The sequence below is a fragment of the Limimaricola variabilis genome, assembly GCF_014195545.1.
Taxonomy (GTDB): Bacteria; Pseudomonadota; Alphaproteobacteria; order Rhodobacterales; family Rhodobacteraceae; genus Limimaricola; species Limimaricola variabilis.
This window is the reverse complement of the sequence record NZ_JACIBX010000001.1, coordinates 506,034-520,070: the sequence shown is the minus strand read 5'-3', so window position 1 is coordinate 520,070 and position 14,037 is coordinate 506,034. Positions and strand designations below refer to the sequence as shown.

Here is a 14,037-nt window from a genome sequence, read left to right as displayed (position 1 = left end):
CAGGCACCGGGGCAGGGGCGGCTCAGCTCGCCGTACCGGGCAGGATCAATCCGTTCAGGTGGGCCGCACAGCCAATCAGGGCGGCATAATCGTCCTCGATCACCGCCACGCCGAAATTGCCCATGAAGCCTGCGAAGCGCCCCTTGTCGCGGAACGCCTCTGCGAAGCCGAATTCGCGCAGATAGGGCGCGATGGCACGCGAGACGCCGCCGACCAGATAGACGCCGCCGAAGGGCAGCTGGATCAAGGCGAGGTTTCCGGCCGTGACGCCCAGCATCCGCACGAAGACGCGCGCGGCCTCGACGGCGCGTGGATCGCTGCGATCCGCGCAGCCTTGCATGATCGCAGCCGCCGATTTCTCGGCCGGTGCGCCCGCCTCGGTTCCGAGCCAGGCATAGACCCGTTCCAGACCACGGCCCGACAACACGTCCTCGACCGCCGGAAAGCCATGCGCGGTCGAGACGAACTGTGCCAGCCGCAGATCGACCTCGCTGTTGACCGGCAGGTTCACGTGACCCGATTCCGACGGCGTCACGTAACGCCCGTCCTCGGTGTCGAAGACCGGCGTCGCGTTGAAGCCGGTGCCGACGCCGATCACCAGCTTGGCGGCGTGGGGGGACGCCTCCGGGAAGGGGATGATCTCACGGATGTTGGCCGCGGCCACATGGCCCAGCGCGTGGCCCTGAGCCTGCAGGTCGTTGAGGATGGCGACGTGCTCGGCCCCGGTGGCGCGGACCAGCGTCGTTTTGTCGATGGTCCAGTCGAGATTGGTCATCGTCGCCCGGCCGTCGCGAACCGGTCCCGCCACGGCAACGCATGCGCCGATGCAGTCGACCTCGCCTTCCTCGGCGATGAAGCGGCGCAGCACGGATTCGAGGCCGGGATACTCGGCGTTCGAATAGCGCCGGATCGTGTCTTCACGGATCTCCAGCCCGCGCGCCAGCGCCACGCGGGTGTTGGTGCCACCGATATCGGCGACCAGGGAATAGGCGTTGTCGGGGTGCATGGTGGCTCCTCGGGGATCAGCGGGTGATGGCGGATTTCAGGGCGTGATACGACGCCTTGGGGGTCCGCTCCAGTGTTTCGAAATCGACATGGACGAGGCCGAAGCGCTTTTCGTAGCCGAAGGCCCATTCGTAATTGTCCAGAAGCGACCAGTAGAAGAAGCTGCGCAGGTCGACGCCATCGGCGATGGCACGACGGGCCGCGGCGAGGTGATCGGCGACGAAGCCCTGCCGCTCGGCATCGGCGACCCCGCCATCCTCGACCTGGTCGGCCCATGCCATGCCGTTCTCGGTGACGTGGACGGGCAGGCCCAGCGCGTCCCGCGCCCGCAGCAGGAAATGATGCAGCCCCTCTGGGTAGATCTCCCACCCCATCTGGGTCTTGGGCAGCGGCCCTTCGACGGCGGTCAGCGACGGCCACGGTGTCTCGGGCGCGGCGGCGATCAGCGACCGGGTGTAGTAATTCACGCCAAGCCAGTCGATCGGCTGTGCAATCAGCCGCATGTCGTCCTGCCAGCCTTGGGGCATATGCGGCGCGAGGCCTTCGAGCGCGCCTTCGGGGTAGCGCCCATGGGCGATCGCCTCGAGGAACCAGCGGTTGTAGATCTGGTCCTGCAGATCGGCGGCGCGGACATCCGCGGCTTTCTCGGAGGCGGGCAGGGCGCGCTCGAAATTGAGCACGATGCCCAGCTCTTTACGTCCCATGCCGCGCAGCCGTTCCACCGCGAGGCCATGCGCCAGCAGGATATGGTGCATCGCCCGCGCGGCGGCGCGAATGTCGCGCAGGCCCGGCGCATGATGGCCGAGGTAATGCGACAGCCAGGCCACGCACCAAGGCTCGTTGATCGTGGCGGTCGAGGCGACGCGATCGCCGATCCGGGCGCTGATCACCTCGCTGAAATCGGCGAAGGCCAGCGCGGTGTCGCGATTGGCCCATCCGCCGCGATCGGCGAGCGCCGAGGGCAGTTCCCAATGATAGAGCGTTTGGAAGGGTTTCAGCCCGCGCTCCAGCGTCGCGTCGACCAGCCGGTCGTAGAAGTCGAGCCCCTCGGGGTTAACCGTCCGACCATCCGGCATCACCCGGGCCCAGGAGGTCGAGAACCGATAGGCGTCGAAGCCCCCCGCTTGCAGCAGGTCCAGATCGGCCTCGTAGCGGTGGTAGTGGTCGCAGGCCACGGCCCCGTCTTCGCCGCGCACCACGTTGCCCGGACCCTTGGAAAAGCTGTCCCAGTGGGTCGGGCCGGCGCCGCCGAAGCCGTGTCCCTCGATCTGGTAGGCGGCCGTGGCCGCCCCGAACAGGAAACCTTCGGGAAAATCCGCACGGGTGAAATTCATGTCGCTCGCCTCAACTTGGGGCCGGTCCCGTGGAGCGGCCGATGATCAGGTCGGCCTCGAGCAGATCCTGCCGATGGGGGGCCTCGGGGTTGTCTATGCGGTCTATGACCATCCGCGCCAGCCGCTGTCCAGCCTCGCGCACCGAGGAGCGGGTGGCGGTAAAGGCCGGCACCGGCCCGTCATCGCGCAGATAGGAGAGCTGGTCGTCATGGGTGACGGCCGAGACGTCGCGGCCGAGCACCAGCCCGGCCTCGTCGACGGCCCGGCGCACGCCCAGCATGCAGACCACGGAGGAGACGAGAAAGGCGGTCGGCGGGTCGGGCAGGGCGAGCATGTCGCGCGCCGCGCGCCAGCCATAGCCTTCGGTCATCTCGTCCTGCCGCATCAGTTCCGGGTCGGGCGCGAGGCCGCGCGCGCGCAGCGCCTCCTCGTAGCCCTGCCGGCGGCGATGCGCGAAATCCATCACCTCCAGCCCGTTGATCAGCCCGATCCGTCGGTGCCCGAGATCGAGCAGGAAGGCGGTCGCGCGGGCGAAGGCCCGGCGGTTGTTGACGTCGAGCCAAGTATAGGGCCGCGTGGTGCCGGTGGCGCGGCCATGCACGGCATAGGGCAGGCCGATCCCGTCGAGCAGTTCGATCCGCGGATCGTTGCGGCGCGGCGCGCTGACGATCAACCCGTCGACCAGGCCGCGCCGCTTCATCGCGCGGTAGGCCTTCTCCTCCTCGTCGACGTCGACCACCGAGATCAGCATCTCGTAGCCATGCTGGGAATAGGTCTCGCCCGCGCCGGTGATGAAGTCGGCGAAGATCGGGTTCACCATCGCATGGGTAGAGATTTTGGGAATCACGTGCCCGATTACCCGGCTGCGCCCGGTGGCCAGCGCCTGCGCGCGGGTGTTGGGGCGGTAGTCGTGCAGCTTGGCCGCGGCCTGAACGCGGGCGCGGGTCGCTTCACTGACATCGGTGTAGCCGTTGAGCGCCCGGCTCACCGTGGTCTGGCTCAGCCCGAGCAAGGCGGAAAGCTCCTTCAGATTCACCGCCGCCCTCCTTCCAAAGCGCTTTTGCAATGGATGACAGCTTATGCAGCGCAGCGATACCCGTCAAAGCGCGCTTTTTGATCGGAGGCCGCCGCTAACGCTGCATTATCCCTCCAGCTACGGCTGGAAACGGTCATTGACAGGGAGCGGAGGCTCCGACAGGTTGGGCGTGTCCAAAGCGCTTTGGCCGTCTGGCTCGGGCGTGGGCAGTTTCAATGGCGGCCGGCAGGGTCGCGGTTACGGGAGGGTAACACATGAAGTCCATTTTCCTCGCAGGCGTCGCGGGCCTCGCGCTTGCCTCCGCCGCCTCGGCGCAGGAGCTGAAGTTCCCCGTCGGCGAAGGCGATTTCAACTGGGACAGCTTCAACCAGTTCGCCGAGAGCCATGACCTGTCGGGCCAGACCCTGACCGTCTTCGGCCCCTGGCTGAGCGGTGACCAAGCGCTGTTCGAGTCGATGCTGGCCTATTTCGAGGAAGCGACCGGCGCGGACGTGCAGTATACCGGTTCGGATGGCTTCGAGACCCAGATCCGCATCGACACCGAGGCGGGCTCCGCTCCCAACATCGCCGTCTTCCCGCAGCCGGGCCTCGCCCGCGATCTCGCGGCGCTGGGCTATCTTGAGCCGATGCCCGAGGGCACCGGCGACTGGGTCGCCGAGAACTACGCCGCGGGCCAGTCCTGGGTCGATCTCGCGACCTTCGAAGGCCCCGAGGGCGGGGAGAACCTCTACGGCTTCTTCTACAAGGCCGACGTGAAGAGCCTCGTGTGGTACGTGCCCGAGAACTTCGAGGATGCGGGCTACGAAGTGCCGCAGAGCATGGAGGAGCTCAAGGCGCTCACCGAGCAGATGGTCGAGGACGGCGAGACGCCCTGGTGCATCGGCCTGGGCTCGGGCGGCGCCACCGGCTGGCCGGCGACCGATTGGGTCGAGGACATGATGCTCCGCACCCAGTCGCCCGAGACCTATGACAAGTGGGTCACCAACGAGATCCCCTTCAACGATCCGGCGGTGGTCGGCGCGATCGAGGAGTTCGGCTGGTTCGTCTCCGACGACTACGTCGCCGGCGGCAAGGCGGCAGTGGCCTCCACCGACTTCCGCGACAGCCCCAAGGGTCTCTTCGACAGCCCGCCGCAGTGCTACATGCATCGCCAGGCCTCGTTCATCCCGACCTTCTTCCCCGAAGGCACCGAGGTGGGCGTGGATGCCGACTTCTTCTACTTCCCTGCCTATGAGGAGAAGGATCTCGGTCAGCCGGTGCTCGGCGCCGGCACGATGTTCGGCATCACCGAGGCCTCCGAGGCGGCCGAGGTCTTCATCCAGTGGCTGCAGACCCCGATCGCCCACGAGATCTGGATGGCCCAGACCGGCTTCCTGACTCCGCTGACCACCGTCAACACCGACGTGTTCGGCGACCCGACGCTCAAGAAGATGAACGACATCCTGCTCGAGGCGACCACCTTCCGCTTCGACGGCTCGGACCTGATGCCCGGCGGCGTCGGCGCCGGCTCGTTCTGGACCGGCATGGTCGACTATGTCGGTGGCGAGAGCGCCGAGAGCGTGGCCTCCGAGATCCAGGATTCTTGGGACGCGCTGAAGTAAGCGTGTAACGATAAGGCATGGCGGCCGTGACTCGCGTCGCGGCCGCCTCTTTGCATCAGGGCTCGGGGAGGGCGCGATGAATCCGGCACTACAGGGTTTGTTGACCATCGTGATCGGCGTTGGCGGCTGCGTCGCCTATTTCTATTTTTCCAATATTTTGCTGGACAAGGTGCTGTTCCCGCCGCGCGGCAATGATGCCGGGCGGAACATCAACCGCGCCAACATGATCCGCCCCTGGCTGTTCCTTCTGCCCGCGCTCCTCGCGCTGGGCCTCTACCTCGCCTATCCGGTCTTCGAGACCCTGCGCCTGTCGCTGACCGAGCGGGTCCGCGGCGGCGGCTATGAATTCGTGGGCCTCGCCAATTACGAGCAGATGCTGCGCGAGCCGAAATTCTGGGAGGGCTTCCGCAACAACCTGTTGTGGCTGATCGTGGTGCCGGCCGCCTCGACCGCCTTCGGCCTGCTGGCCGCACAGCTCACCGACCGCATCCGCTGGGGCGCCATCGCCAAGTCGCTGATCTTCATGCCGATGGCGATTTCCTTCGTCGGCGCGGCGGTGATCTTCAAGCTGATCTACGACACCCGCCCCGTGGGCCAGGAGCAGATCGGCATCCTCAACGCCGTCTGGCTCGGCTTCGACGGCGGTGTCGGCTCCTTCGTCTGGCTGCGGCTGGTGCCGTCGCTGCTGCTGCTCGCGCTGGCCGCCGGTGCGGCTGCGCTGGGCTGGTCGCTGATGAAGCCGGTGCTGGGCCGCGAAGGTCGCGCCCCCGGTCTGGTCTTCGGCGCGCTGCGCGTGCTCGGCGCCGTGCTGATGGCGCTGGTCGTGTACCTGATGCTGCGCCAGATCTTCGACGTCTTCACCACCGACTTCCCCTATGGCCAGCCGCAGACCTGGCTCACTATTCCCTTCTGGAACAACTTCTTCCTGATGATCGTGCTGATCTGGATCCAGACCGGCTTTGCCATGGTGCTGCTCTCGGCGGCGCTCAGGGGCATCCCCGAGGAGACGGTCGAAGCCGCCATCGTCGACGGCGCCAATCCCTGGCAGATCTTCTTCAAGATCAAGATGCCGCAGATCGTCGGCACCATCGTCGTGGTCTGGACCACCATCACCATCATCGTTCTCAAGGTCTTCGACATCGTCTTCGCGATGACCAACGGCCAGTGGGAGACGCAGGTGCTCGCCAACTACATGTATGACAAGCTGTTCCGCGCCAACGACTGGGGCGTGGGCTCAGCGGGGGCGATGGTCATCATGCTGATGGTGACGCCGATCCTGATCTGGAACGTCTACAACGCCCGCAAGGAGATGCGCTGATGGACAACATCGCCGGCAAGAAATCCGCGCTCACCTGGGCCGTCAACATCGCGGTTCTGGCGCTGGTGGCGCTGTGGGTGTTCCCCACCCTCGGCCTGCTGATCTCGTCCTTCCGCACCGGCGATCAGATCGCCTCCTCCGGCTGGTGGCGCTCGATGCTGCCGACCGAGCAGAACCTGACGCTGCGCACCGCGGCCGGCGACGAGGCCGAACTGCTCGACGGGCTCTACACGGTGTCGGGCAACCTCTTCGCCCATGAGGGCCGCGAGCCGCTGGAGATCTCGGCCTTCGGCACGTCCTCGCGCGCCGTGGGCGCCTACGCGCCGGGCGAGACGGTCGATATGGGCGACGGCGAGATCGTCACCGTCGAAAGCAATGGCGATTACGTCTACACCTCCCAGGAGGAGATGTCGGGCCGCGGCCAGCGGATCTTCGTCACCGCCGAGGTCGCGCCGGAGTTCACGCTCGAGAACTACGAGAACATGCTGTTCAACCCGAACAACATCGACGGCATGGCCAAGGCCTTCTTCAACACGCTGACCGTGTCGATCCCGGCCACGATCATCCCGATCCTGGTGGCGGCCTTCGCGGCCTATGCCCTGGCCTGGATGGATTTCCCCGGTCGGGCGCTGCTGATCGCGGCGATCGTCGGCCTGCTGGTGGTGCCGCTGCAACTCGCGCTGATACCGCTGCTCAAGCTTCACAACGAGATCGGCATCGGCAAGGGGTATCTCGGCGTCTGGCTCGCCCATACCGGCTTTGGCCTGCCATTGGCGATCTACATCCTGCGCAACTACATGGTCGGCCTGCCGCGCGACATCATCGAGAACGCCAAGGTCGACGGCGCCACCGACTTCCAGATCTTCACCAAGATCATCCTGCCGCTCTCCTTCCCGGCGCTCGCCTCCTTCGCGATCTTCCAGTTCCTGTGGACCTGGAACGACCTGCTGGTGGCGATCGTGTTCCTGATCGACAGCTCGGGCGAGACGACGGTGATGACCAAACAGATCATCGAGCTTCTGGGCACGCGCGGCGGCAACTGGGAGATCCTCGCGACGGCGGCTTTCGTCTCTATCGCGGTTCCGTTGGTTGTGTTTTTCGCGATGCAGAAATACCTCGTGCGCGGCCTGCTCGCGGGCTCTGTGAAATGAGGACTGCCTTCCGATGAACACCCCCGATTCCGTCCCGGCCCCGGCCGCCCGTACCCGCATGCCGAAGGATCCCAACTGGTGGCGCGGCGCGGTGATCTATCAGATCTACCCGCGCAGCTATCAGGACACGGACGGGGACGGGATCGGCGATCTCAAGGGCATCGTGAAGCGGCTGCCGCATATCGCCTCGCTGGGGGTCGACGCGATCTGGATCTCGCCCTTCTTCACCTCGCCGATGAAGGATTTCGGCTACGACGTCTCGGATTACTGCGACGTCGACCCGATGTTCGGAACGCTGGCCGACTTCGACGCAGTGATCGAGACGGCGCATTCCCTGAACATCCGGGTGATGATCGACCTCGTGCTGTCGCACACCGCCGAGGCGCATCCCTGGTTCGTCGAGAGCCGGTCGAGCCGCGACAACCCCAAGGCCGACTGGTATGTCTGGGCCGACGCCAAGCCGGACGGCACGCCGCCCAACAACTGGCTGTCGATCTTCGGCGGCTCGGCATGGCAATGGGACGGGCGGCGGATGCAGTATTACCTGCACAACTTCCTGACCAGCCAGCCGGACCTGAACTTCCACAACGCGGACGTCCAGGAGGCGCTGCTCGATGTGGAGCGGTTCTGGCTCAAGCGCGGCGTCGACGGCTTCCGCCTCGACACGATCAACTTCTACTTCGCGGACAAGCAGCTGCGCGACAACCCGGCGCTGCCGCCCGAGCGGCGCAACGATTCCATCGCGCCCGGCGTGAACCCCTATAACTGGCAGGAGCATCTCTACTCCAAGAACCAGTCCGAGAACCTCGACTTCCTCAAGCGCTTCCGCGCCGAGCTGGAGCCCTATGGCGCCGCGGCCGTGGGCGAGGTGGGCGACGCCCAGCGCGGTCTCGAGATCATGGCCGAGTACACCTCGGGCGGCGACAAGGTGCAGATGTGCTACCCGTTCGAGATGCTACAGCCGCCGCGTCTCACCGCTGCTGCCGCTGCCGACACCTTCTATCGGCTGAGCCACGCCGCGCCCGGCGCCTGGCCCTGCTGGTCCTATTCCAACCACGACGTGGAACGGCACCCGACCCGCTGGAAGCTGTCGGACGCGGCCGCGCGCGTCTACACCACCATGCTGATGTGCCTGCGTGGCTCGGTCTGCCTCTACCAGGGCGAGGAGCTGGGCCTGCCCGAGGCCGAAGTCGCCTTCGAGGATCTGCAGGACCCCTACGGCATCGAGTTCTGGCCCGAATACAAGGGCCGCGACGGCTGCCGCACGCCGATCGCCTGGGACGGCAGCGCCCCCAATGGCGGCTTCACCGAGGGCAAGCCTTGGCTGCCGGTCTCGCCCGCGCATCTGCCGCGTGCCGTGGCAGAGCAGGAGGCCGATCCGAAGGCGATGCTGCATCACTACCGTCGCGCCATCGCGCTGCGCCACGACCACCCGGTGCTTGCCACCGGTGAGGATGACGGCGTGCATTCGCGCGGCGACGTGGTGCATTTCGTGCGCCATGACGAGAACGAGACCATCTTTTGCGCCTTCAATCTCGGGGAAGAACCGGCCGAAGTGCCGCTGCCCCAAGGCGCCTGGGCCCCGATCGGCACCGATCTGGGCACGGTGACAAAGGCCGAGAACGGGCTGATCCATCTCGGCCCATGGCAATGCTGCCTGGCGCTCCGGCGACCGGCGGACTGAGGACGGAGCAGGGAGGAACCCCATGGCGGAACTGAAGCTGAAGGACGTGGCCAAGACCTATGGCGGGTCGGTCGAGGTCCTGAAGAACATCGACCTAGAGATCGGCAAGGGGGAACTGGTGGTCTTCGTCGGGCCCTCGGGCTGCGGCAAGTCCACGCTCCTGCGGATGATCGCCGGCCTCGAGGAAATCTCGGGCGGCACGCTCGAGATCGATGGTCAGGTCGTCAACGACGTGCCGCCCGCGCAGCGCGGCATTGCCATGGTGTTCCAGTCCTACGCGCTCTATCCGCACATGACGGTGCGCGACAACATGGCCTTCGCGCTGAAGCTCGCGAAGAAGTCGAAGGAGGAGATCGACGCCGCGATCGCCAACGCCGCCCGCATCCTCCAACTCGAGCCCTATCTCGACCGCCTGCCCAAGGCGCTCTCGGGCGGGCAGCGGCAGCGGGTCGCCATCGGCCGGTCGATCGTGCGCGACCCCAAGGTCTATCTCTTCGACGAGCCGCTCTCGAACCTCGACGCGGCGCTGCGCGTGGCTACACGGATCGAGATCGCCCAGCTCAAGGAGTCGATGCCCGACTCGACGATGATCTACGTCACCCACGATCAGGTCGAGGCGATGACGCTGGCGACCCGGATCGTGGTGCTGGCCAACAAGGGCATCGCCCAGGTCGGCACGCCGCTCGAGCTCTATGAGCGGCCCGAGAACGAGTTCGTGGCGCAGTTCATCGGCAGCCCGGCGATGAACCTGCTGCCGGGCAAGGTCACTGGCACCGGCGCGCAGACCACCGTGAAGCTCGACGGCGGCGGCGTGGCTGTGTCGAACGCGCCCTCGACCGAGGCCGACATGGGAGCGTCGGTCAATGTCGGCGTGCGGCCCGAGGACATGACCGAGGTCGAGGCCGGCGGCGACTACATCTTCGAGGGCAAGGTGGATTTCACCGAGTCGCTCGGCGAGGTGACGATCCTCTACTTCCAGAAGGCCGGCAGGGCCGACCCGGTGATCGCCAAGCTGCCCGGCATTCATGGCGACCTGCGCGGCCGTCACGTGCACATGACCGTTGCCCCCGAAAAGGTGCAGGTCTTCCGCGACGGGAAATCGCTCTACTACCGCTGAGCGGGGCAGGGCGGGCCCTCAGTAGGGCCCGTCCTCCAATACGCCGTCGGCGCTCATCTGGGCGTAGAGAAGCCCCTCGCGCAGGCCCCGATCCGCGACCGACAGCCGGTCGGTGGGCCACAGCCGCATCAGCGCCTGCAGGATCGCCGAGCCCGACATGATCAACGCCTGCCGGTCGCGACCGATGCGCGGATCGGCACGCCGGCCTTCTGGCCCCATGGCAAGGTAGTCGCGGATCACCGCGTCGATCTGGTCAGAGCTCATCCGCAGCCCGTCGACCTTGTTGCGGTCGTAGCGCCGCAGGCCGAGATGGCTTGCCGCGACGGTGGTCACCGTGCCCGAGGTGCCGATGATCTGGAAGCCTTCGCGCACCTGCTCGGAGGCCGACGGGGCAAAGCCCGACAGGTTCTCCTCGAAGAACCAGCTCATCAAGGCAAAGCGCGCCGCGTCGTCCTCGACGTCCTGGAACTGGTCGCGCAGCGTCGCCACGCCGAGCGGCACCGAGATCCAGTCCACCACCTTGGCCGCGGCGAAGGGGCCGGGATCCTGCTGGAAGCCCGAATGCAGCCGCATGATCGCCTTGGGGCGCTCGCGCCGCGGCACATGGCTCAGATCGATCCAGACCAACTCGGTCGAGCCGCCACCGATATCGACCACCAGCAGCTGCTCGGTCCGGGTCGAGACCAGCGGCGCGCAGGAGATCACCGCGAGCCGCGCCTCCTCTTCGGGCCGGATCACGTCGAGCCTGAGCCCGGTTTCCCGCTGCACCTGCGCAAGAAAGGCCCGTCCGTTGCGGGCCCGACGGCAGGCCTCGGTCGCGACCAGCCGCATCCGGGTGACGCCGTGCTTGGACAGCTTCTGCCGGCAGATGCGAATCGCGCCGAGCGTGCGGTTCATCGAGGCACGCGACAGCCGGCCCGATTGCTCGAGCCCATGGCCCAGCTGGACCGTCTTCGAGAAGCTATCGACCACGTGAAACTGGCTGCCCTTGGGTTGGGCAATCAGCATGCGACAGCTGTTTGTTCCCAGATCAAGCGCGGCATAAAGCGTCGCCTGATCCGGTCTTGGCGCGGGGGATCTCACCGCTTTCGGGAACGCGCCCGCACCGTCGGGACGCTTGGGCGCCATCAACACGCCCTCCAATATCGAGTTAAGCCGAGGGTAGGGAATGCGCCCGCGTCGCGCAAGCGCCGCGACGGGCCGGAACGCAGCGGCGTTCATCACAATCATGGGGATTTCTACGATTCGCGGTACTGGAGCTTCCGCGGGCCGGCTGCGAGAAAGGGCCCGCGTCGCAGCCCGTGGTCAAACTGTCGAAATCCGACCCCGCCGGGCAGAAGCGACGCGATATCAGCGATGGTGAGGAAAGGATCCGCGATGCCCGAGATCACGCTCGTTCTGTGGCGCGACATGCCCGCGCAGGTGCTGGTCGGCAAGGGCCGGCGCGCCGCCAAGCTTCCGCTCGCGGAGCGGTTCGAGCAGGCGATCGACCGCGCGGCGATGAAGTCGGGCGCGGCCGGAACCGACGATTATCTCGCCGAATGGCGCAAGGCGCCGTGGGGCGAGATCGACGGCGAGGCCGAGGAGGCCGCCCGCCAGGCGGTGGAACGGATCGAGGCGGAATACGACACGGCGCGCCTGAAGGCGCTGATCGACAACAACGGGCGCGAATGAACCGTGCCCTCAAGGAGGTGCTGATGTCCCTGCTGAGCTTCCGCCGCGCGAAGCCCGCCCCCTCGATGGGGGGCGACCTGACCGCCCGCGCCTCGATCGAGGTGATGCCGCGCACCGCCGCCAAGGTCGCCAGCTTCGCGGCGCTGCTGCCGGCGGGGACCCGGGTCTACATCGCCCATATCGACGGCACGCCGATCGAGGAGATGGTGGCGACGGCGGCGCGCATCGCCGGCGAGGGCTTCGCGGTCATGCCGCATTTCCCGGCCCGCAGCATCGAGAGCGAGGCCCAGCTCGGCGACTGGATTGCCCGCTACCAGGGCGAGGCGGGCGTGACCCAAGCGCTGGTTCTGGCGGGCGGCATCGCGGCCCCGCGCGGCGCCTTCCATTCCTCGATGCAGCTGCTGGAGACCGGCGCCTTCGATCGCGCGGGCTTCACCCGGCTGCACGTCGCAGGCCATCCGGAGGGCAACCTCGACATCGACCCCGATGGCGGCGACGCTCTGGTGCGCGACGCGCTGCGCTGGAAGCAGGATTTCTCGAACCGGACCGATGCGCGGATGGCGCTGGTCACCCAGTTCGTCTTCGACGCCGCCCCGGTGATCGGCTGGGCCCGCGCGATCCGCACGGCGGGTATCGATCTGCCGGTGCATGTCGGCCTCGCCGGTCCGGCCAAGCTGCAGACGCTGATCAAATACGCCATGGCCTGCGGGGTTGGCCCGTCGCTCAAAGTGTTGCAGAAGCGAGCCATGGACGTGAGCCACCTGCTCATGCCCTATGCGCCCGACGAGATCGCCGACGCGCTGGAGAAGGCGGTGCTGGCCGAGCCGGAGCTGGGCATCGAGCAGGCACATCTCTTCCCGCTGGGCGGCATCCAGGCCAGCGCCGACTGGCTCGCCGCGCGTCACCCCGCCCGGCACAGCGCCGCGCTGTGAGACTTCAAGGCCGTTGGCCAATGACAAGGACAAAGAATGACCCGCACGATCGTTGAATCGAAGACGAAAACCGCGATCATCGGCTTCGACCAGCCGTTCTGCGTGATCGGCGAGCGCATCAACCCCACCGGGCGCAAGAAGCTCGCCGCCGAGCTCGAGGCGGGCGACTTCTCGACCGTCGAGAAGGACGCCATCGCGCAGGTCGCCTGCGGCGCCACCATGCTCGATGTCAATGCGGGGGTGGTCTACAACTCCAACCCCAACCCGAACGAGACCGAGCCGCCGCTCATGACCAAGATGATCGAGCTGGTGCAGGGGCTGGTCGACGTGCCGCTGTGCATCGACAGCTCGGTCCCGGCGGCGCTCGAAGCCGGTCTCGCGGCGGCGCAGGGGCGTCCCTTGCTGAACTCCGTGACCGGCGAAGAGGAGCGGCTGGAACTGGTTCTGCCGCTGGTCAAGAAATACAACGTGCCGGTGGTGGCGATCTCCAACGACGACACAGGCATCTCCGAGGATCCCGACGTGCGGTTCGCGGTCGCCAAGAAGATCGTCGAGCGCGCCGCCGATTTCGGCATCCCAGCGCATGACATCGTGGTCGACCCGCTGGTGATGCCGATCGGCGCCATGGCGACCGCCGGTCTGCAGGTCTTCGCCCTCGTGCGCCGCCTGCGCGACGAGCTGGGCGTCAACACTACCTGCGGCGCCTCGAACATCTCCTTCGGTCTGCCCAACCGACACGGCATCAACAACGCCTTCCTGCCGATGGCGATGGCCTCGGGCATGACGAGCGCGATCATGAACCCCTGCGCGCTGCCGACGCCGCTTTCGAAGATCGCCGAGAAGCGGGCGGAGCTGGAGGCGGCGGGCATCGTCATCCCCGAGGAGATGGATGACGAGACCTTCTGCCAGTTGATGGGCATCGGCAGCCGCGAGGCGCGACCGGGGGGAGAGATGAGCGCGATCCGCGCCGCCAACTTCCTGACCAACAACGATCCCTCGGGCGCCGAATGGATCCGTTTCAACCGTCCGCCCGGCGTGCCGGGCGAGGGGCGCGGCGGTCGCGATGGCGGGCGTCGGCGTCGGCGGGCCTGATCGGGCGGCGCAAATGTGGAAGGGTGACGGGGCAGGGCTTGCCCCGTCACCCCCGCTTGGCATAGTCGGGGTCTCTGATCAGGAGAGCCCGGC

The 14,037-nt window shown here is 66.9% G+C and carries 12 protein-coding genes; 8 read left to right on the top strand and 4 right to left on the bottom strand.

Annotated features, from left to right (window positions below):
* Positions 1-22: 22 nt before the first annotated feature.
* From FHS00_RS02490 to FHS00_RS02480, 3 genes are read right to left on the bottom strand one after another with little or no spacing between them, the layout of a single operon-like run.
* Positions 23-1,006: a glucokinase gene (locus FHS00_RS02490; RefSeq protein WP_183469529.1), complete on the bottom strand. Its 984-nt coding sequence runs from the start codon at positions 1,004-1,006 to the stop codon at positions 23-25.
* Positions 1,007-1,022: 16 nt separating this feature from the next.
* Complete coding sequence (locus FHS00_RS02485; protein ID WP_183469527.1) at positions 1,023-2,339, bottom strand: GH1 family beta-glucosidase; 1,317 nt, start codon at positions 2,337-2,339, stop codon at positions 1,023-1,025.
* A gap of 10 nt (positions 2,340-2,349) precedes the next feature.
* Positions 2,350-3,375 (bottom strand): substrate-binding domain-containing protein, encoded by a 1,026-nt coding sequence (locus FHS00_RS02480; protein WP_183469525.1) that lies wholly within the window; start codon positions 3,373-3,375, stop codon positions 2,350-2,352.
* Between the two features lie 254 nt (positions 3,376-3,629).
* Here FHS00_RS02480 and FHS00_RS02475 point away from each other — a divergent pair, with 254 nt between their 5' ends.
* From FHS00_RS02475 to FHS00_RS02455, 5 genes are all read left to right on the top strand, one after another.
* A complete protein-coding gene (locus tag FHS00_RS02475; RefSeq protein ID WP_183469523.1) occupies positions 3,630-4,976 on the top strand; it encodes an ABC transporter substrate-binding protein in 1,347 nt (448 codons plus the stop codon).
* A 76-nt stretch (positions 4,977-5,052) separates the two neighbouring features.
* Positions 5,053-6,294 (top strand): carbohydrate ABC transporter permease, encoded by a 1,242-nt coding sequence (locus tag FHS00_RS02470; protein WP_183469521.1) that lies wholly within the window; start codon positions 5,053-5,055, stop codon positions 6,292-6,294.
* Positions 6,294-7,445, top strand: coding sequence for a carbohydrate ABC transporter permease (locus tag FHS00_RS02465; RefSeq protein ID WP_183469519.1), 1,152 nt, complete (start codon positions 6,294-6,296; stop codon positions 7,443-7,445). Before FHS00_RS02470 ends, FHS00_RS02465 begins: the two co-directional genes overlap by 1 nt.
* Before the next feature lie 13 nt (positions 7,446-7,458).
* Positions 7,459-9,129, top strand: a complete 1,671-nt coding sequence (locus FHS00_RS02460) for an alpha-amylase family glycosyl hydrolase (protein ID WP_246390945.1) — start codon at positions 7,459-7,461, stop codon at positions 9,127-9,129.
* Between the two features lie 22 nt (positions 9,130-9,151).
* Positions 9,152-10,246: an ABC transporter ATP-binding protein gene (locus tag FHS00_RS02455; protein WP_183469517.1), complete on the top strand. Its 1,095-nt coding sequence runs from the start codon at positions 9,152-9,154 to the stop codon at positions 10,244-10,246.
* Between the two features lie 18 nt (positions 10,247-10,264).
* On the opposite strand, the gene FHS00_RS02450 is transcribed toward FHS00_RS02455, so the two are convergent.
* On the bottom strand, positions 10,265-11,374 hold the full coding sequence (locus FHS00_RS02450) for a Ppx/GppA phosphatase family protein (RefSeq protein ID WP_183469515.1): 1,110 nt from the start codon (positions 11,372-11,374) through the stop codon (positions 10,265-10,267).
* Between the two features lie 249 nt (positions 11,375-11,623).
* On the opposite strand from FHS00_RS02450, the gene FHS00_RS02445 reads away from it, so the two are divergent.
* From FHS00_RS02445 to FHS00_RS02435, 3 genes are read left to right on the top strand one after another with little or no spacing between them, the layout of a single operon-like run.
* Positions 11,624-11,920, top strand: coding sequence for a virulence factor (locus tag FHS00_RS02445; protein WP_183469513.1), 297 nt, complete (start codon positions 11,624-11,626; stop codon positions 11,918-11,920).
* A 23-nt stretch (positions 11,921-11,943) separates the two neighbouring features.
* Entirely contained in the window at positions 11,944-12,852 is a 909-nt protein-coding gene (locus FHS00_RS02440; RefSeq protein WP_246390943.1) for a methylenetetrahydrofolate reductase, read from the top strand.
* A 36-nt stretch (positions 12,853-12,888) separates the two neighbouring features.
* The gene (locus tag FHS00_RS02435; protein ID WP_183469510.1) at positions 12,889-13,944 is read left to right on the top strand and encodes a methyltetrahydrofolate cobalamin methyltransferase; all 1,056 of its coding nucleotides are present in this window, start codon (positions 12,889-12,891) and stop codon (positions 13,942-13,944) included.
* Positions 13,945-14,037: the final 93 nt, after the last annotated feature.